Below are 17,364 nucleotides of genomic sequence, written 5' to 3'. Positions count from 1 at the left end.
AAGAGATTCAGTAAGGTGTGGAGTCCTCACCAGAACCTCCCGTAATTCTTTTTTTCAAAAACAATAGAGATTTATTTCTTAACAATTAGTCTGCTTACTTCATTTTCTTGATTAACAGGAACGTTTTTTCCGACGGTTACGCGCCGTACTACTCGATGAGAATCTCCGTAGTCTGCAACCGCATAGTGTTGGGTGGCCAAGTTATCCCATATAACTACATCGCCCTCCGTCCATTTCCAGCGGACCGTATTTTCCAGGCGACTCACATAAGAATCAAAGATACTTAATAGTCTTTCAGATTCACTTGTTGAATAGCCTTCTAACTTTCCGGCAAATCCTCCTAGCAACAAATGCTTTTTCCCTGTTTCTGCGTGAACATGGACCACTGGATGTCTTGTTTTAAAAACCGTAGATTCAAAAACAGCACGGTATTTCCTTGTAACCTCATTAACCTCACTATCACTCCGTTTAAATTGGGCATAATCATACTCGTTAGAATGAATTCCCCACAACGTATCTGCTAATTTTCTCAATCCTTCTGGAAGATCTTCATACGCTGTATTGGTATTGGCCCACACCGTATCTCCGCCAACTTCTGGGATCGTCACCCCTCTTAGGATGGAGTATTTAGGAACTTCTGGGACAAACGTAACATCCGTATGCCAATGGTTCGCTTTTGCCCCTACCTGAGAATCTAATTCAAAGATATAGTTGGTATTATTTTTCACGGGAACTGTGGGATGAACATATGGCTCTCCTAATAACTTCGCAAATGCTTCCTGACTTTCATCGGTTAAATGCTTTTGACCTTTAAAAAATACGACCTTGTACTCGTTTAGCGCTTGTTTGATTTCGTTTAAAATACCTGGTTCCAAATCCCCCTTTAGTTGAACACCCTGAATTTCTGCACCAATTCTCCCTGCTACCGGTACTACTTTTAATTGTTTTGCTTGAAGATTTGTCATTACTTTTTCCTCCTAATCAATAGTTTGTTAGATTTTTTTTCGAATAAGAACTTTGCGATTCGATTCAAGCAACATAGAACCCCTTTTACCTTCTTTCATCTCCTCCTATCACTCAATAACCAATTTAACCTAGAGGGATAGTCGGCTTAAGAATAAATAAAAAAAAGATCCAACGAAGAGAGTGTTGACACTTCTCTTTGTTGAATCTCTAGTCGCCTAGTGGATTCCTATCACTATGGATTAAATTGGTAAGTCGTTTTGTGTATGAAAGCATCTTAACAGGAAAAAAAATAATCTGTCAATTAAAATTTTATTATTCCTATAAATTTAGTTGGTTTTAAAGTGTTGCGTTCAAATAAATTCCATGATAAGGTATTTTGTAAATTAAGTCATTCGCATGAATCGACTAGTCTTCTAGAGGTTCAGCAAAAGGACAGAAATGTCTTTTCGCTGAATCTCTTTTTTTATTTTAGAAAGGATGATGATAATGGTGTCAGCTGTGAAGATTGACCACGTAAGGAAAACATTTAGGAATGATCAGGAAAGGATTCATGTCTTGGAGGATTTTGATCTCTCAATTAAGCAAGGTGAGTTTTTATCCATTATTGGCCCTAGCGGCTGCGGAAAAAGCACTCTATTAAAATTAATTGCCGGGCTGGATTTGGATTTTGAAGGTCAGATTAGGATCGGTGAAAAAATCGTGAATGGTCCTTCTAAGGATCGCGGATTTATTTTTCAAGAACATCGGTTGTTTCCTTGGTTAAACGTAGAACAGAATATTTCAGGTAACTTGTCATTAAAGGATCCTGAAATCCGTTCAAAGGTGGACCAATTACTCTCACTTGTTAAACTGAAAGGATTTGAAAAAGCCTATCCGCGCCAATTATCCGGTGGAATGTCGCAGCGAGTGGCGATTGCCAGGGCCTTGCTCCGGAATCCTGAAGTGCTGTTGTTAGATGAACCTTTTGGGGCACTAGATGCTTTTACCCGCAACCATCTTCAAGAAGCTTTGTTGGAAATATGGAACGAAAATCAAACTACTATGGTGCTAGTTACTCATGATATTGATGAAGCCGTCTTTTTATCTTCTAAAGTCGTTGTTATGGATGCTAAGCCCGGAAGGATAAAGGGAATCGTTTCGATTGATCTTCGTTATCCAAGAACAAGGAGCAGTAAGTCATTCCAAGAATATAGAACCGTAATATTGAAATACCTTGACCACCATGTCAATGAATTAGAAGATTGGAGCATTTAACTCAAAACTTAGAAAGGATGATGGAAATGTCGACACAAACGATTACCCAGAACAAAGCGATTTCGATGAAGAAAAAGAAAGCCAAATTATCAAAAAATACGGCTGTTTGGCGGGGGATATTCCTCCCTATTTTAGTAGTGATATTATGGCAGATATTAAGTACAATCGGCATTTTGCCAGCACAATTATTTTCTTCGCCCCTTTTAATTGGTTCGCGCTTTATTGAACTGGTTCAGTCAGGAGAGATGGCAAAGCATTTACAAATAAGCTTAACCCGAGCAATTCTGGGCTTTGTCTTAGGAGGATTTTTCGGCCTATTGATGGGTGTCATCGTGGGAATGAACAAAAAGTCAGAGGAATATTTAAACCCGAGTTTTCAAATGCTGCGGACCGTCCCATTGCTTGTGATCACTCCACTTTTTATCATGTGGTTCGGCTTTGGCGAATTATCAAAAATCTTACTCATTGCTTTAGGTGCCTTTTTTCCTCTCTATTTACAAACCTTTTTAGGCATTCGCAATGTCGATAAAAAGCTCTACGAGGTTGCTCGAATCCTAGAATACAGCCGAACCCAGCAAATAACAAAGCTGATGATTCCAGCCTCATTGCCCAATATCTTACTTGGGATACGCTTAGCTTTAAGTGCGGCTTGGATGTGCTTAGTGGTCGCTGAATTGCTTGGTGCAGATCGAGGGGTGGGTTTCATGATTCAAGATGCACGTTCCTTTATGCAGACAGACACGGTTTTTGTAGGAATCATTATTTTTGCCTCAGCAGGAAAAATATCGGACTCCGTTGTCCGCTTGTTAGAAAATCGTTTACTGAAATGGCAGGACAGTTTTAAGGCTTAACTTAAAAACGATTTTTATAATAAAAGGAAAATTGCTAAATTCTATTCGCATAAAGGTTCCATTTTTGATTTAATGACTCAAAAAAAGACGTATGAATTGGCATACGTCTTTTTCTTTATTTATCAACGTTTCTAGAATTTTCATTAAGTTAGACTTAGCAATTGAAATCATTATTATAAAATGAGTATTTTTCAATTAAAAAAGGCGATCAAACCTTCTGTCATTTGATCAGTTTAAGCACCCGAGCTGATGAATAGGTGGAAAAATTTCGCTTAATTAGAAATTATTATGAAAAAAAGCGTAAATAGACGGAGAGATTTCGCCTATTGGCTCAAAAAATGCGAAATTGGGAGATTTTTCTTTGCATAATCAGAAAATCTTCCCTTATTTTTCCCCAAAACGAGTACCAATCTTCATTTAACCGGAAAATCTCCGCTAATTTTACTTTTGCTGGTTATCGATTAAGGACCAAGGCATTCAATCATAAAAATCCAAAGAACTTCATTTTGAACCGTATCACAAGTAAGTAAGGCATTTTATAAATAAGGTTTTTGTAAACCTAAGTAAAGAAACTCGCCAGTTTTCTATGTAATAGCCCACACAATTTCACTAATGATGGCTGCTGCGTTCCCGCCCTGACCCGTTCATAGTGTCCTTGTTGGACTATAACTCCGCAGGTAGGACTCGAACCTACGACCGATCGGTTAACAGCCGATAGCTCTACCACTGAGCTACTGCGGAAAAATGCTATGTTATTTGCTTTTTTAAATTAATTTTAGTGGAAATGACGGGACTTGAACCCGTGTGCAAAGATCTTGACACTTATACATCTACGAGTGTAGTCAGTAAAATTAGGTATGGCTCACTTCGTTAGCCTACTGACAGGCATGGAAGCAGCTAGTCTGGTTATTCTCTTCCTTCATCCTCAGACGGTGGAATTCGGCGTAGTCCACTTAGAATGAGTCCCTTACCCTGCCACATGGACGATGGAAGGTGGAACCGCTATCGTCTGTTATTAAGCAGCGAAAGCGAAGTTGTTGTTTTGTTTGCCAGTTATTAGGCTTTATCGTTTTAACGAGGCCGATGCCCTCGACTCGCCATATAAGCTCAAACAATCCCTGTCGATACCAAGGACATTCCCATAATATTATGGCAGAGAAGAAGGGATTTGAACCCTCGCGCCGGTTACCCGACCTACACCCTTAGCAGGGGCGCCTCTTCAGCCTCTTGAGTACTTCTCTGTAATAAAACCTTTCGCATAAGCTCCGTTACGAACTTACAAGAGTAACTATATCACCCATCCAAATTGGAAGCTAGCTGTAAATTTTGGTAGTTCAAAAGACCTATGTGTTTAAAATGAATATTGTGGGTAGCTTCTATATATAATACGTTTTTTCCGTTTGTTATAAACTATGGTTGGAAACAATGGAAAGAACCTACTAATGATTTTTACTATCTATAATGATATAGTAGAAATTGTCGCTTTTGAAAAAATGGATAAACATGAAATGGTGAGTAGTCGCGGTTCCTTTTACAGGAGCTGAGGAAAGTCCAGGCTCGCACAGTGCTGAGATGCCTGTAGTGTTCGTGCCATTCGCAAGAGTGGGCAGTCGCACATGTTCGACTGATGGCGGTGAAATCATGCTAAGTCTATCTGGATATGCTGAGAATAACCTGAAAGTGCCACAGTGACGAGACTTTTCTGGAAACGGAAAAGGTGGAACGGGTAAACCCCACGAGCGAGCAACCCAAATTTAGGTAGGGGCATCATCCTGCGGGAAATGAACCTAACGGATGAATCGGTCTTTGATCGATAGTTATATGACTACTACTTCCTGTACGAGGCTTGCTGCCGTTTGCAGTATGGAAGTACAAAACCTGGCTTACAGCCATTTCATGAGCACTTTATCGATTTATAGGAGCACAATAATTGCGGGATGGACTAGCACTTTGTGCTAACATACTTATAGTCCTTGTTATCTTGGTCCCGCATCAGATTACATATTCTCTTTTACGAAGACCACTTTCTTTGTTTTACTAAAAGAATTTGGTCTTCTTCTGTTTTCTGAAGACCACTTTTTCTGTTTTTTCGAAGGGATTTGGCCTTCATCGCCTTTATGAAGAACACTTTCTCTTTTTTCTAAAAGAATTTGGCCTTGAACGGCCTTCTAAAGAAAAATTTACCTACACAAAAAACCCCTAAGCAGTCTAACTTAGGGGGATTACTTTAGGAGTTTAGTTTATGTAATAGCCCACACAATTTCACGAATTATGACTGCTGCGTTCCCGCCCTGACCCGTTCTTAGTGTCCTTGTTGGACTATTAACAATATAACATCTAACCAATTTGGAAGATAGCTGTAAATTTTGGTAGTACAAAAGTCTTATTCATCACATTTCTCTACTCAAAAATAGCAACAGGTCTTGCCCAGCCTGCACTTGCTCCTTTGATCTTTACAGGAAAAACAGCCACTTTAAAACCAAACCTTTTCGGCAGTAATTCTAAGTTGGCCAGTTTTTCAATTTGGCAATACTCCGCTTCTTTTCCAACATAATGTGCGGCCCAAAGGACCCCATCGCGAGGGTTCTTTTTATAGTCTTCTGCTTGTTTATACAGCGGAATATCCCACCCCCAACCATCCGTGCCCATCACCTTAATCCCCTTTTGAATCAGCCATCGAGTTGCTTTAGCCGAAACACCTGCATGGACAGCTGCGTAATTTTCCTGATAATATTTTTTATCTGCATCTGTTCGGACAAGAATAATATCGTAGGGCTGTAATAAATAGTCCATCTCTTCTAATTGTTTTTCAAAATCTTCCACTTCAATCTCAAAGCCTGGTGGTTTATCACTAAAATCGAACAGAACTCCATGGCCGTAGAACCATTCAAGTGGCAGTTCATCAATGGTTCTAGAAGGCTCACCCGCAGTAGTTGAAGCATAGTGCCAAGGGGCATCCACATGAGTCCCTGTGTGTGTAGTTAAGGTAACCGTTTCTACTGCCCAAGCTGAACTGTCTGGAAAATCGCTAGGTTTCAGCCCCAAAACATGTGCAGCTTCCTCATGGGATCCATAGTGAATTTCCGGTGGAAAGGGCTCCTTTGCAGAATTGTCGAGAGGGACACTTAAATCAATAATACGTAGATTCGCTCGATTCATATAGTAATACTCCTTACGAAAAATTTTATTAGAGGAAAACTACAAGTTCTTTTAAAATCTACGAGTAAGTTACTCTTTCTATTCCAAATTTCTTTCAAGTTTAAAAGACTATATCTAACATTCAAATCAATTAAATTAACTGTTTCTTTCATTAACCTAACAATCTATTTACAATGTGGTTACACTCTGCTGGTTCGACAATTTTATCATAGTTTTCTTGATATACTTTAAATGGATAGAGTGTTATCCTACTAAAAGCCATAGGATTAAGATGCTAAAGTATTGCGGAGGTGAAAGGTTATGAGTGAAATGTATTCGCCCAGAGATGCACAAAAAATGCTTAAAATTAATAGCAGTACTTTACGCAAGTACGCCAATCTCTTGGAAAAGCAGGGGTATCACATTCATCGTAATACTAGAGGACATCGGGGATTTTTTGATCAAGATGTTAACATCCTCCGCCAATTAATTGAATTCAGTCAACAGGAAGATATCACTTTGGAACGAGCTGTTGAAGAAGCAATTGCGTCCGTTTCTGAACAAAAAAAATCGGATACAGCATCAGAACCAGTAGAAATCACGAATGATCTAGAAGATCCTAACGAGCTTTTAGTGATGTCTAAAGAAGAGATACCAAGGGTTTCTGAAGAGAATCGATCGGATAGCCTAACAGAATTGGTTCAGAAAACAGATAATCGGGAAATAGAGCAGTCTCGAAACCATGTTGAGCTATTGGAAAGAATGGAACATTTGGAGCAAATAAACCTTGATTTAATCAAACTTTTAAAAGAGAAAGCCGTACGAGAAGCGTATCTCGAAGAAAAGATAAACCAAATTGCAAGGTTTGTAGAACGTTCAGAGCACCTGATGGTAGAACGAAGTAAGATGATGGAGGAAGAAGTCCGATTACAGATCGCAGCCGCCCAGCAAAAGAAATGGTGGCAATGGTGGAAATGAAAAAATGTACGTATTTCTTCTCCATTCTACAGATGCTCCGTAACTTCCCCAACTTAACATGACAGCAGTTCGCTTTTGTGCTTGGTTTTCGCCAATTGAAGGTCTTGTTTATTATTAAACTAGGAGCTCTCACCCTTCAGAAGCTCAAAAAGAAAAAAGACCGCTTCAATGGGTAATATCCCTTTAATCATAACATTTAGCAATTACAGATCATTAAAACGTTACCATCTAAATCTTTAAAATTAAAATAAGCAAAATCACCGATACGCTCTATTTCTTTAACAACTACTACCCCTTTGTTTTTAATAAATTTGTATGCTTCATCAATATCTTTGACGAAGAAATTAAATAAAACATGTTCTGAAGGATTCAATTTAAAGCCTGGATCAAATGTGTGGTCATCTAAAGTAAGTCCAGTTTCTGAAGTAACAGGGATATTGTACACAGGTGAGTTTACTTCATCCTTATTAAAGGGTAATCCTAGTAAACTACAATACCATTCCGTAGATTTTTTAAGGTCACTAACGTGAATAAAAACATTATTTACTTTACAAGCAATTGGAGACACAATAGAATTCATTAACATTCCACCTTTATGTTCTTTTTAATTTATTAATTCAACAAAAAGTAATAATGACCTTTGAAAATTATTAAATTTATGTCACAGTACGAAAAATATATTCAATAAAATCTAAAAACGAGAGTAATCTATTTTGCTTTCGTTTTTCTGAATGGATAATTTTCCAATTAATAAGCGTTCTCCTGCTATTTAATCAATACCGTCTCCCCTTTTTCATTAAATGCATTCTTAAAATCAAATGCAAAAGGAGTGGAACCATGCTGAATATAATGGTTGTATCTCCTGAATGCCTCCTCCCATGAAACATCTCTCACCATTTCTGTCCACCAAACTACATAAGAACGATGTTTCTCTGGATAAGATTCTATCCATCTACTTCTATCATGTAATGCTTGCAGATGCTTTCCTGAATACGTAAAGCGATATAAAGATGGAAGGCTTCTCCATACGGTTAGTGTAAGAATAGGAGAACCCTCTCCTTTTACGGTATCTTCAGGGAAAGAGACTCCTTCAGGTGAAAACATCTCTATGAGTCCTGATTTAGTTGCTTGACGATAGACTTCATTTCCCACTTGAAAAAATTCACGAGTGGCTGGGTGGTTATGAGGGTGATTTAGCCTACCAACAGTATAGATTGAAACGAATGCCATAAATAGTCCTCCAGCTATAGTCTTTTCCTAGAATATATTCAAGGAAAAATGTGAAAATTCCATTTTCAGCTAACCTGCACCAGGTTAGCTAAATAAATAGAAAGTAACAAAGAGTCATATTTTATTTTAATTAACATTACTTATGTCTAAGTGTGTATTGAAGTATTTTAAAGAAAAGACCTAAGATGAAGGAAGGGGGCTTCAAATACTCACGGCCTCACCATTCCTTTTACTTGGACAACCATCATTTAATTCTCTTTTTAATACATTGAACCGGTCCCTTTTAATTTAATCTCTGAATGTACATGAAATTCAAGGGTGGGGTAAATGTTCCTCCATTCATCAGATACATTTTTAGTCAATCCATTCCTCGCTTGAAACTTTAGCTCAAGTCCAAGTGGATCCACTTCAAGTTTTTGTAGATGTTCAAAAAACTTTTTTACTCTTGAGCTAATTAAGATAGATGCTCTTTTTTCATACTCATGGATATCACGCAAATGATGGAGGCTTTGTTCGGACTCCTCGACAAATCCTTGAATTTTTATTTGGACATCTACGAATGGTTTTCCATTTTTGGGAGTTACAGTCTTTATTTTCGTTTTTGTATGTTCAGCATTTATGAAGAACTCTTCCTTCCCGCTCCCAACATTTATTAGAGTTGTTTTATCGGGGTTTAGAAGTTCATTTAATATTCTTGTTTCATTTGGATTTAATTCCACTTTTAATTTTTTCCCTTTTAATACAACGGATGAATTAATCTTAAAGGATCCTTTTATTGGTTCAATAATGGGTAAATAGGGATCTATTCCATCTTCCCTTAGTCTCATATAGTAATCATTGAGAATTTCAGACAATACGTAAGGAGAATTATTCGTAACCTCGTTAAACGACAAAACAAGGGCATTTGCTGGCAATCTCTCTGATTGCACTTTCCAGGAAAGGACTTTCTCAGCGGTAGGTTTTCCCACTGCTACATATGTAATTCCTTGTATATCTGGACGTTTAATAAACCATTTCATCAGTGTCGATTGATCTTTATATAAAATATTTTTATCTAAAATTAATAACCTACAATGTCCAAAATCTAATTTTTTATCCACCATTGATTGGATGATCCTAATGGCTTCTGGAATCGAATTTGACTCTTTTGTTATAATTTGGGATTCTGACTTCCCAGGTTCGACGTGTGCTGATGGGATGGCTAATTTCACTATTACACGGTAAGGATTTTCTTCATCATTAGATTGATCGATTCCTATGGCAACCACAAAAAAACGTTTGTCAAGATCATTAAACTGACAACCAGTCAAAAAACACGAAAGGAACATTAAAATGAATATGGTGCGATACTTCATGTTTTTTGCCTCCAGGAAAAGAAAAATACTAAAGCAACTAACATTAACTCTGCAGGAAAACGAATATTTAACCAAACCTTAATGATAGCAAAAAATTCTCGTTGATTCGTAATGGTTTGGAAAATAACCGTTAAGATTCCAAAACATATCAAAAAAGCACTAGAGTAGAGTTTTCCTCTTTTCTTTTTGTTGTTTAGCTTATTGTCATTACTAAACATTCCCTCTAAAAGCTTTAATCCAATATGCCATGTTAATATTCCAAACAATAATATTAATAAAAGATACAAACAGAGGATTAAATAAAGAACACGCTCGATAAACCCAAATTCCATTCTTAAGGAATCCGTTATAAATATCCAAGGAAACACCACATCATTAACCCCATTAACGCCTAAAAAAGCAATTGGAACAAAAAACGTGGAGCTAATGACAAGAAATCCAATTATGGGAAGAGTCCATAGAAACTTAACAACTCGTTTCGAATCAACATAGCGGTTAATAATGGCCAAATTTATATATCCGATAAAAATATAAGTGGCTGCAGATATGGAGCTATAACTAGGCATTTGCCACACATCGTGAAACATTCTTAAAATATGCTCTGTATAAAAATATTTACTTGTAAAAGCTTTAAATAATATAAAAACTACCAAAGGTGTAGCGATTAACACGATTATTTCAACTAGAAATAGTACAGAATCTGTTTTTTAGTTGCACCAAAAATAATGACGAACAGAAGAAAAGCCAGTATGACTTTTAAATTCATATCTGGATTTAAATATAATTTAATGACGTAACTATATGAAATTAATGCAAATGCCCCAGCTGCCATCCACATAACACCTAAAAATGCTAAATAAGGATTGCGAATAAAGGCAGGTAAATTTTCGTGAAAAATTTCTGGTAAACCCTTTTGCGGAAATTTACTCATCGCTATGGTGAATAAAAAAACAAACACACTGCCAATAATTAAACTACAAAGAATCGAGGTAACAATTCCATGAAAGCGATCCTGAATCAATACCGATGGTACGTTTATAATGATGTTTAACATCATGGTTAGCATAATCGTATAGTAAAAATGACGAACCAACTAGTTATGACCCTCCTTTGGATTCTCGCTTATGGACTCTATTTTCTTTGTAGAACCCCAATATATGGATAAGAATGGAGTTCCAAAGCTCCGGAGATCGACTAATATACATAGAGTAACAATTATTCCAGCTACAAGACCAACCAATCCAAAAAAGGATGCTAGTATGATTAATGGATAACGGATACATCGAATAGCAAAACTCATTGCGTTAATGGGGATGGTGAAATTTGCAATTGCCACAAATGCTGTAACGATAATCATAATGGAACTTACAAGCTCCGCTTGTTGGGCAGCCTGTCCTAAAATGAGTCCACCTACTGTTGTTGCAGTAGGTCCTATTGCTTTTGGGAGTCTTATACTCGCCTCAATTAACATTTCCACTGCTAACATCATGAATATAACCTCGTAAAAGGAAGGATACGGAACTCCAGCCCGGCTTCCAGCAATGGTTAAGGTAAGTTGAGATCTTAAAATTTCAGGATTAAATGAAGTAATAGCAATATATAACGCAGGTAAAATCAGTGTAATGAAAAGGGCTGCATATCGTATAATTAGCATTAGTTTCTTTACCCAATATGAGTGGTACAAATCGTCCATTGATGACATGAAATCAAAGAAAATAACCGGGAGACTTAATGTAAAAGGAGTCCCATTAACGATGATAATAATTTTCCCCTGGGAAAGATTTAGTACTGCTCGATCAGGCCTTTCTGTAATCATGGTAGTCGGGAAAACACTAATCTTACCCTTTTTTAAAGCATTATCGATTTGACCAGCAGCTTGTACTACATCCATATCAATCTTACTTAGTCGCTTTTTTAACTCAGTTAAAACCTTGAAATCTACATAGGCGACATCATATAGCAGCGCAATTTTTGTCTTTGATAATGTTCCTACTACTTGATACTCAACCTTTATTTTATTGGAAGGATACCTGCTTCGAATTAACGCAATGTTAACATTTAAATCCTGTGTAAAAGATTTTTGCGGACCTTGTACAGACATTTCTACAGTCGCATCTTCGGGTTGGTCATTGACAATACGTACAACCTTATAAGAATAAATAGAATTTGATATAAAAATAAGGATATTCCCTTCTAGGATTAGGCCTTGAAGGTTTTCATACTGTTGAATTTCAGTACTTGTGGTTAAAGACAGTAGGTGTAAAAGATATTTGCTTTCTCTTTCACACAACATTAAAGGTTGAATAATATCACTTTTAATTTTATCTACATCGCATAAATTTTGTAGGTAAACCAATGTGATTTGTTGATTGAAGTATTCAAATGAATGCACAATTAAATCATTGGTTTCCTGAAGATCCTGTTTCAAAGTATTAATCATATTAAGCATATCAATCTGCTTTCTCATAAGATAACGCACCTTTAATATTCTTTTAAAAAAGGATAACAATTTTAGGGGGGGGGCCTACTATTTAATCACGAAAGAGAAAAATTCCATTTTATTATTTAATTCTTTATTCAAAATCTTTAAAAGCTAATTCTTTTCGATTAGGAGCCATTTGCGGTTTTTCTAACCACCCATTTTTTATCATGATTTTTGCTCCATCCTCTGCGAAACTCATAATTTCGGCAGATAATCTTATGTAATGAAGACCAATATCTCTTCTTGGACTCGTTGCCATACTCATTCCGTAAAATCCAACACTAAGTGCATTTAAAGATGTAGTGAAAAACATCATTAACTTGTCAGAAAAGGTAAAGGTTGTAGAGCTTGTTACCTCAGAGTCCCAGCTAGTGGGAACAGGAAGATCATCCTGTTTTAAAATATCCCCAAATACTTCGCAATGCTTTTTAGCAATTCCGATACCCCTGAATAAATATTTAACTACTTCTTCTGATTGGGCAACTTGACTAAATCCAATTAAAGTCGATACTCCTAAAGCATTCCTTTGATAATTAGCAAAAAGATTCGTGATTTCTGGACCAACTAATGGTCTTTTCTTACCAAAGAAGCCTGTAAGGAAATTTTCATTGTCTATAAATTCGATATTATTTGGAATGGGTAAATAAGGAGACCTTATATAAAGACCTTTCAATAACAGAAGTTCTTTTACTTCCCTTAAAAAATTTGTTTGTTGGGTAATACATTCATTAAAATAACTATAAACATCAGCCCTAACTGCGAATGATAAATTGATGCTATACCCTTGTAAAGCAATTTGTGAGGCATTATGGAGGTAATTCAATACGTATACATCTGAATATAATCTTGGTGCAGAAATATCTACATCATGATCTGTGTTAAATCCATAAGGGATAGGATAATTTTCTTTATTCAAAATTTCTCTTAGAGTTTTAAGATTTCCATTGGCTATATCTAAAGCGTGCTGCATAAGTGGCTTTATTTCAATATCTTCCATTTTCGATAAAAAATGTTCAAACTTACACTTTATCGCACTATCGTTTATATACGCCCCCCATAGGGTAGTAGCCTCAGCTGAGGTTAGCCCTACTTTTACACCATCCCTCATGTTTTTCTCCTCCCAATAGAGCCTTAATTTATTTTAATTTCTCCACCTGTTTCCAGTTGTATGTAAAAAATAGATGAATTGGACAAATTTACATTTACCATTGGATAATCCGAGATCCCCCAGTCTTTGCTTATTTATAATCATTCAATGCTCGTAATACAATTAAATAAAGCAAATAGAATCCTAAGTACCCCCCTGTCATTAAGAAAAACGGGTTTAGAAATAGGGCATGAATATTGGTCATAAAGACTGTACCATCATTGATTATATTAAGTATTCCAATAGAAGCAATATTACCAAAGATAAGTACTGAAATGATTGCGACTACATGATAAAGATTCTGGAGCTTGACCCATTTTCTTTGAAGTATGATCATTAAAATGGGGGTAACAATACTAGCTAAAATTAAGAGGATCTTCATTATTATCACCTCGTCTATCATTTTTTCTAATCAAAAGCATTAAACATGATTAGGCTAACGTTGGCTATCCTTTAATATTCCAAAATTCATTATGTTGAAAAAACCCCTTCTCACCGAAAAGGGGCTGTTCCTTATATACATTTACTATTTACTATTTTTATTTGGGTTATTAATAATGAAATCAAAAAGTGCATGTACAATTAAAATTACAACTAACTCATTTGATTTCCTCAGCCAACTCCAAAATAATTCCCTCTGGACCTCGAACGTAGCATAATTTATAACTTTCTTCATATTGCTGTATCTCACTAAAGATTTCCGTACCCTTGTTTTTCAATTTGGCAACAATAGCATCAATATCTTTAACAGTAAATGCAATATGTCGGATACCCAGTGTATTTGCAAAGGATTGCTGAATATCTTTTTCATCTGACGGTGGATAAAATTTGATTAGCTCTATCCATGTCTGACCGTCTGGCGTTCCCAATCCTACACACGCTACTTTAACGTCATTAAGCCCAACTGCATATCCCATCAACTCTCCTTCCATTTCCCATTCCCCTTTCACCTCAAGTCCAAAATCAAGAAAAAACTCTTTAGCGGCTGAGAGATCTTTTACGATTACTGCTACATGATCTATTCTTTGGATCTTCAAATTTCATACCTCCTATGTTCCTGTTATTTTGCAATATCCTGTATTCAAATTCCAATATTAACAAAGGGACGATTATTTTAATAATAAGATACTACCATTGCCAGTGAGGAAAAGAATCATTTAAATCATTTTGTATTAAATAAATTCGCTGTGCTCTCTTCACTCACCTTCTTAAGCTTACCTGCAAATTAGAAAAGCCACCAAGAATGGCAGCCAATTGTTTAACTCAAGCACAGGTTTATTGATTGAGCACCTTTTTTATTATTACATTGTTTTCGTGATCTGCATCATTTTTAAACATAAATAGGTATCAGAACTAGTCCGCACAAACAAAGTTCGCATAGACTATTGATGTAACATGACAAATAACCTGGAGGTTAAATAACTATGAATAGAAATATGGGATTTGGTGGGTTTCCACCAAATGCAATGCCAAATCAGGTTGCTCCTGTACAACAAATGCAAGCTCCATTCTGTCCGCCACCACCATGTCAACCAATATACTGTCCTCCTCAAGCGTTTCCTGCACAGTATGATCCACCACTTGTTTCACCTGGACAACAATATGTGAAAACCAATTTATTTAATAAAGTCGTACAACATATTCATCCTTCTCATACCACTACTGTCAACAAGCTTCATGTAAATCATCAACACTATTTTCCACACACAGAATCTTGTGTAAATGAATGCTGTGAAACACATACAATGTGCGGTGCCCCCGTTAATCCTTGCTGTCCACCTGGACCATTTGGATTCTAATTTCCTTTCCCCTCCCCAAAAAGGAGGGGTATTTTTTATGTTAACTAATTTTAAACAATTCCATAAAAATTAGGTTAAGGATTTATAAGTTTTGATTAGGACATGATAAGGATACGCGAATTTAAAAATTTACATAAAAAATAATACTTAGGGGGTTAGAAAATGAGTGGGGTTCCGATTACTTCATCAGAATTAGCAAATTTATGGCTGACGTATCAAGAAAAAACCATGATCATGAGAATGTTAGAGCATTTTATAGAACATGCTGATCACGACGAAAAGCAACTGTTGCAAACTCATTATGATGCTGCCGCTAAAACCATAGATGCTATTACAGGAATATTCGAACAAGAAGGTGCCGTGATTCCTATCGGTTTTACAGAAAGTGATGTAAATAAAGGGGCTCCAAAGTTATTTGATTTCCTCTACGATATCTTTTATTTGAATATGATGACGAAAATGGAAATGAGTCTTTTTACATTGTTTTGTGGTATGTCCTATCGGAAAGATATTAATGAGTTTTTTATCAATATAGCTGCAGACGCCCAAACAATGAACTGTAAATCAGCTCAGCACCTTTTAGAAAAAGGAGTTTTGGTACGTCCCCCTTTTGTATCAATGCCTAAAGAGGTGCATTTTGTAGAGGATAAAAAGTATAGGGGTGGCCTCAATCCATTCCATGAAACCAGGTCCCTAAATACGATTGAAGTTTCTCTTATCCACCATGCCGTTGAAACCAACCTTGTAGGAATGCAACTAATGATTGGATTTGCCCAAGTTGCTGAAGATAAGGAAGTACAAGATTATTTTGTTAAGGGTATGAAATTGTCCAAAAAAATTGAAATGGAGCTAGGTGATTTTTTACGCCAAAGTTTTATTGAACCACCAGCCACTCATGCTGGTAAAGCAACTGCGTCAAAAATCACACCATTTTCCGATAAATTGATGATGTATAACACCAGTTTGTTAGCTACATTTGGGCTTGGAAGTAATGCATTAGGAGGTGCATTTAGTTTACGAAATGACTTGCCAGCAAAAATGTCTCTCCTTTCAAAAGATATTTATGATTTTGCTCAAATTGGGGGGAAAATCATGATTAAAAATGGCTGGATGGAAGAACCTCCACAGATTGAGGACCGGAATCAATTAACGAAATAATCGTTTATGTGAAAATGTACCTTTATTGTGATTCATTCATTTCCAAGTTCCTGTTATTACATTTATAAACAAAATGACAAATGCCTCGCATAGTAAGCAAGGCATTTTTAGTTCATATTTTCAATTTTACGTATTCCTTTATAATGTGCGAATAAAATTAGAAGTAGAATTGGGTCGAGTATTAGCGATTAAATAAATTTAAACTCTTGTGGAACTAAACTGCACTTGTTAGCTGAACCTGGATCCCTACTGATATGATTACTTAGATTACTTTCCCCACAAGAAATCCAGGAAATCTAAATACTGAGTCAATTGTTCATTACTCATATGATCTAAATTTCTTGGTCTCAAACCAAACTCATCTTCACTTTGTTTAATAAATTCTCGGTAGGTTTGTGTATTTTGGGACTCCGATTCAATATCACAAATACGACGATCCAAATTTTTTGTTGCTAACATTGTCACCCTCCTTTTACTTCGCAATATTCTTTACTAATCCTTACTAGTCTTTAGAAAGTTACAAAAATGGTAACTCTTATTATTCATTATGCAAGATTTGGTTTGAAACATATTTTTATATTTTGGTATAAAAATCTATTAAAATCATGTTGATAATTTATCATATTAATTTGAAAAACTTTTGAATGGACAAGTGAATCAGTTAAAATGCGGATTTTATAGGTTTCTTTGATGAATTAAAACCGCTGCGGAGATGGTTCTCTTGTCTAAAAATTCTTCAGAAGGACCTCCGTAGGGAGACGCTAGATATGGTAGATAGGATAGAATCGCAAATGGTATGACCTATTTCTTTATCCCTAGCATATAAAAAAGGCAAGCATCAAAAAAATGCTTACCTTTTTCATATCACAATGTGAATGAGATCATACTTGATGAAAACTTTATGCTTATGTTAAGATGGGCATTCTTAAAAATGGTTTTAACTTAGAATCCATCTTTTCCATTATGAATGTAGCTTTAACTAACAAAGTAATTAAGGCTGATAATA

The 17,364-nt window shown here is 36.1% G+C and carries 17 protein-coding genes, 2 tRNA genes and 4 other RNA genes; 6 read left to right on the top strand and 17 right to left on the bottom strand.

Annotated elements, in window-relative coordinates:
• Positions 1–71: 71 nt before the first annotated feature.
• Positions 72–965 (bottom strand): TauD/TfdA dioxygenase family protein, encoded by an 894-nt coding sequence (locus M028_RS0104890; RefSeq protein ID WP_026572908.1) that lies wholly within the window; start codon positions 963–965, stop codon positions 72–74.
• A 487-nt stretch (positions 966–1,452) separates the two neighbouring features.
• Between M028_RS0104890 and M028_RS0104885 the strand changes: the two genes are divergently transcribed.
• Together M028_RS0104885 and M028_RS0104880 are read left to right on the top strand one after the other, a co-directional pair.
• Positions 1,453–2,220 carry an ABC transporter ATP-binding protein gene (locus M028_RS0104885; RefSeq protein WP_081810655.1) on the top strand — a complete coding sequence of 256 codons (768 nt, stop codon included), beginning with the start codon at positions 1,453–1,455 and terminating at the stop codon, positions 2,218–2,220.
• Positions 2,221–2,246: 26 nt separating this feature from the next.
• Positions 2,247–3,071, top strand: a complete 825-nt coding sequence (locus M028_RS0104880) for an ABC transporter permease (protein ID WP_026572906.1) — start codon at positions 2,247–2,249, stop codon at positions 3,069–3,071.
• Between the two features lie 585 nt (positions 3,072–3,656).
• Here M028_RS0104880 and ffs (M028_RS31930) read toward each other — a convergent pair.
• From ffs (M028_RS31930) to M028_RS0104870, 4 genes are all read right to left on the bottom strand, one after another.
• An RNA gene (gene ffs / locus M028_RS31930) (signal recognition particle sRNA small type) lies at positions 3,657–3,741 on the bottom strand.
• Positions 3,741–3,812, bottom strand: a tRNA-Asn gene (locus M028_RS0104875). Before M028_RS0104875 ends, ffs (M028_RS31930) begins: the two co-directional genes overlap by 1 nt.
• 35 nt (positions 3,813–3,847) lie before the next feature.
• Positions 3,848–4,212, bottom strand: a transfer-messenger RNA (tmRNA) gene (ssrA, locus tag M028_RS31925).
• A gap of 9 nt (positions 4,213–4,221) precedes the next feature.
• Positions 4,222–4,312, bottom strand: a tRNA-Ser gene (locus M028_RS0104870).
• A gap of 266 nt (positions 4,313–4,578) precedes the next feature.
• On the opposite strand from M028_RS0104870, the gene rnpB reads away from it, so the two are divergent.
• Positions 4,579–4,962, top strand: an RNA gene (rnpB, locus tag M028_RS31920) — RNase P RNA component class B.
• 346 nt (positions 4,963–5,308) lie between these two features.
• Here rnpB and ffs (M028_RS31915) read toward each other — a convergent pair.
• An RNA gene (gene ffs, locus M028_RS31915) (signal recognition particle sRNA small type) lies at positions 5,309–5,402 on the bottom strand.
• Positions 5,403–5,471: 69 nt separating this feature from the next.
• A complete protein-coding gene (locus tag M028_RS0104865) occupies positions 5,472–6,230 on the bottom strand; it encodes a cyclase family protein (RefSeq protein ID WP_026572905.1) in 759 nt (252 codons plus the stop codon).
• A gap of 300 nt (positions 6,231–6,530) precedes the next feature.
• On the opposite strand from M028_RS0104865, the gene M028_RS31415 reads away from it, so the two are divergent.
• Entirely contained in the window at positions 6,531–7,187 is a 657-nt protein-coding gene (locus tag M028_RS31415) for a MerR family transcriptional regulator (RefSeq protein ID WP_026572904.1), read from the top strand.
• 196 nt (positions 7,188–7,383) lie between these two features.
• Here M028_RS31415 and M028_RS0104855 read toward each other — a convergent pair whose 3' ends face one another.
• The 9 genes from M028_RS0104855 to M028_RS0104815 form a co-directional block, all read right to left on the bottom strand.
• A complete protein-coding gene (locus M028_RS0104855; protein ID WP_026572903.1) occupies positions 7,384–7,767 on the bottom strand; it encodes a VOC family protein in 384 nt (127 codons plus the stop codon).
• A gap of 185 nt (positions 7,768–7,952) precedes the next feature.
• The gene (locus M028_RS0104850) at positions 7,953–8,417 is read right to left on the bottom strand and encodes a DUF3291 domain-containing protein (protein ID WP_026572902.1); all 465 of its coding nucleotides are present in this window, start codon (positions 8,415–8,417) and stop codon (positions 7,953–7,955) included.
• A gap of 260 nt (positions 8,418–8,677) precedes the next feature.
• A complete protein-coding gene (locus M028_RS0104845; RefSeq protein ID WP_026572901.1) occupies positions 8,678–9,772 on the bottom strand; it encodes a Ger(x)C family spore germination protein in 1,095 nt (364 codons plus the stop codon).
• Entirely contained in the window at positions 9,769–10,443 is a 675-nt protein-coding gene (locus M028_RS29435) for a hypothetical protein (RefSeq protein WP_026572900.1), read from the bottom strand. Before M028_RS29435 ends, M028_RS0104845 begins: the two co-directional genes overlap by 4 nt.
• Positions 10,444–10,454: 11 nt before the next feature.
• Positions 10,455–10,865 carry a hypothetical protein gene (locus M028_RS0104835; protein ID WP_026572899.1) on the bottom strand — a complete coding sequence of 137 codons (411 nt, stop codon included), beginning with the start codon at positions 10,863–10,865 and terminating at the stop codon, positions 10,455–10,457.
• Complete coding sequence (locus M028_RS29430; RefSeq protein WP_051590936.1) at positions 10,866–12,239, bottom strand: spore germination protein; 1,374 nt, start codon at positions 12,237–12,239, stop codon at positions 10,866–10,868. It abuts the gene before it with no gap.
• A 106-nt stretch (positions 12,240–12,345) separates the two neighbouring features.
• Entirely contained in the window at positions 12,346–13,362 is a 1,017-nt protein-coding gene (locus M028_RS0104825; RefSeq protein WP_026572898.1) for a DUF3231 family protein, read from the bottom strand.
• A 130-nt stretch (positions 13,363–13,492) separates the two neighbouring features.
• Complete coding sequence (locus tag M028_RS0104820; protein WP_026572897.1) at positions 13,493–13,783, bottom strand: hypothetical protein; 291 nt, start codon at positions 13,781–13,783, stop codon at positions 13,493–13,495.
• 217 nt (positions 13,784–14,000) lie between these two features.
• Positions 14,001–14,438 carry a VOC family protein gene (locus M028_RS0104815; protein ID WP_026572896.1) on the bottom strand — a complete coding sequence of 146 codons (438 nt, stop codon included), beginning with the start codon at positions 14,436–14,438 and terminating at the stop codon, positions 14,001–14,003.
• A gap of 387 nt (positions 14,439–14,825) precedes the next feature.
• On the opposite strand from M028_RS0104815, the gene M028_RS31910 reads away from it, so the two are divergent.
• Complete coding sequence (locus tag M028_RS31910; protein ID WP_269320918.1) at positions 14,826–15,200, top strand: CotD family spore coat protein; 375 nt, start codon at positions 14,826–14,828, stop codon at positions 15,198–15,200.
• A gap of 162 nt (positions 15,201–15,362) precedes the next feature.
• Positions 15,363–16,358: a DUF3231 family protein gene (locus M028_RS0104805; protein ID WP_026572895.1), complete on the top strand. Its 996-nt coding sequence runs from the start codon at positions 15,363–15,365 to the stop codon at positions 16,356–16,358.
• 267 nt (positions 16,359–16,625) lie between these two features.
• Here the strand turns inward: M028_RS0104805 and M028_RS0104800 are convergent, their stop codons facing one another.
• Complete coding sequence (locus tag M028_RS0104800; protein ID WP_026572894.1) at positions 16,626–16,817, bottom strand: hypothetical protein; 192 nt, start codon at positions 16,815–16,817, stop codon at positions 16,626–16,628.
• Between the last annotated feature and the right edge of the window lie 547 nt (positions 16,818–17,364).

The organism is Bacillus sp. UNC438CL73TsuS30, assembly GCF_000482325.1.
Classification (GTDB): Bacteria; Bacillota; Bacilli; order Bacillales; family Cytobacillaceae; genus Neobacillus.
This window is presented reverse-complemented; position numbering and strand designations above follow the sequence as displayed.

Bases quoted from the DNA above. Each gene is read 5' to 3' on its own strand.
- M028_RS0104890 (WP_026572908.1), bottom strand. From the start codon at position 965: ATGACAAATCTTCAAGCAAAACAATTAAAAGTAGTACCGGTAGCAGGG.
- M028_RS0104885 (WP_081810655.1), top strand. From the start codon at position 1,453: ATGGTGTCAGCTGTGAAGATTGACCACGTAAGGAAAACATTTAGGAAT.
- M028_RS0104880 (WP_026572906.1), top strand. From the start codon at position 2,247: ATGTCGACACAAACGATTACCCAGAACAAAGCGATTTCGATGAAGAAA.
- M028_RS0104865 (WP_026572905.1), bottom strand. From the start codon at position 6,230: ATGAATCGAGCGAATCTACGTATTATTGATTTAAGTGTCCCTCTCGAC.
- M028_RS31415 (WP_026572904.1), top strand. From the start codon at position 6,531: ATGAGTGAAATGTATTCGCCCAGAGATGCACAAAAAATGCTTAAAATT.
- M028_RS0104855 (WP_026572903.1), bottom strand. From the start codon at position 7,767: ATGAATTCTATTGTGTCTCCAATTGCTTGTAAAGTAAATAATGTTTTT.
- M028_RS0104850 (WP_026572902.1), bottom strand. From the start codon at position 8,417: ATGGCATTCGTTTCAATCTATACTGTTGGTAGGCTAAATCACCCTCAT.
- M028_RS0104845 (WP_026572901.1), bottom strand. From the start codon at position 9,772: ATGAAGTATCGCACCATATTCATTTTAATGTTCCTTTCGTGTTTTTTG.
- M028_RS29430 (WP_051590936.1), bottom strand. From the start codon at position 12,239: ATGAGAAAGCAGATTGATATGCTTAATATGATTAATACTTTGAAACAG.
- M028_RS0104825 (WP_026572898.1), bottom strand. From the start codon at position 13,362: ATGAGGGATGGTGTAAAAGTAGGGCTAACCTCAGCTGAGGCTACTACC.
- M028_RS0104820 (WP_026572897.1), bottom strand. From the start codon at position 13,783: ATGAAGATCCTCTTAATTTTAGCTAGTATTGTTACCCCCATTTTAATG.
- M028_RS31910 (WP_269320918.1), top strand. From the start codon at position 14,826: ATGAATAGAAATATGGGATTTGGTGGGTTTCCACCAAATGCAATGCCA.
- M028_RS0104805 (WP_026572895.1), top strand. From the start codon at position 15,363: ATGAGTGGGGTTCCGATTACTTCATCAGAATTAGCAAATTTATGGCTG.
- M028_RS0104800 (WP_026572894.1), bottom strand. From the start codon at position 16,817: ATGTTAGCAACAAAAAATTTGGATCGTCGTATTTGTGATATTGAATCG.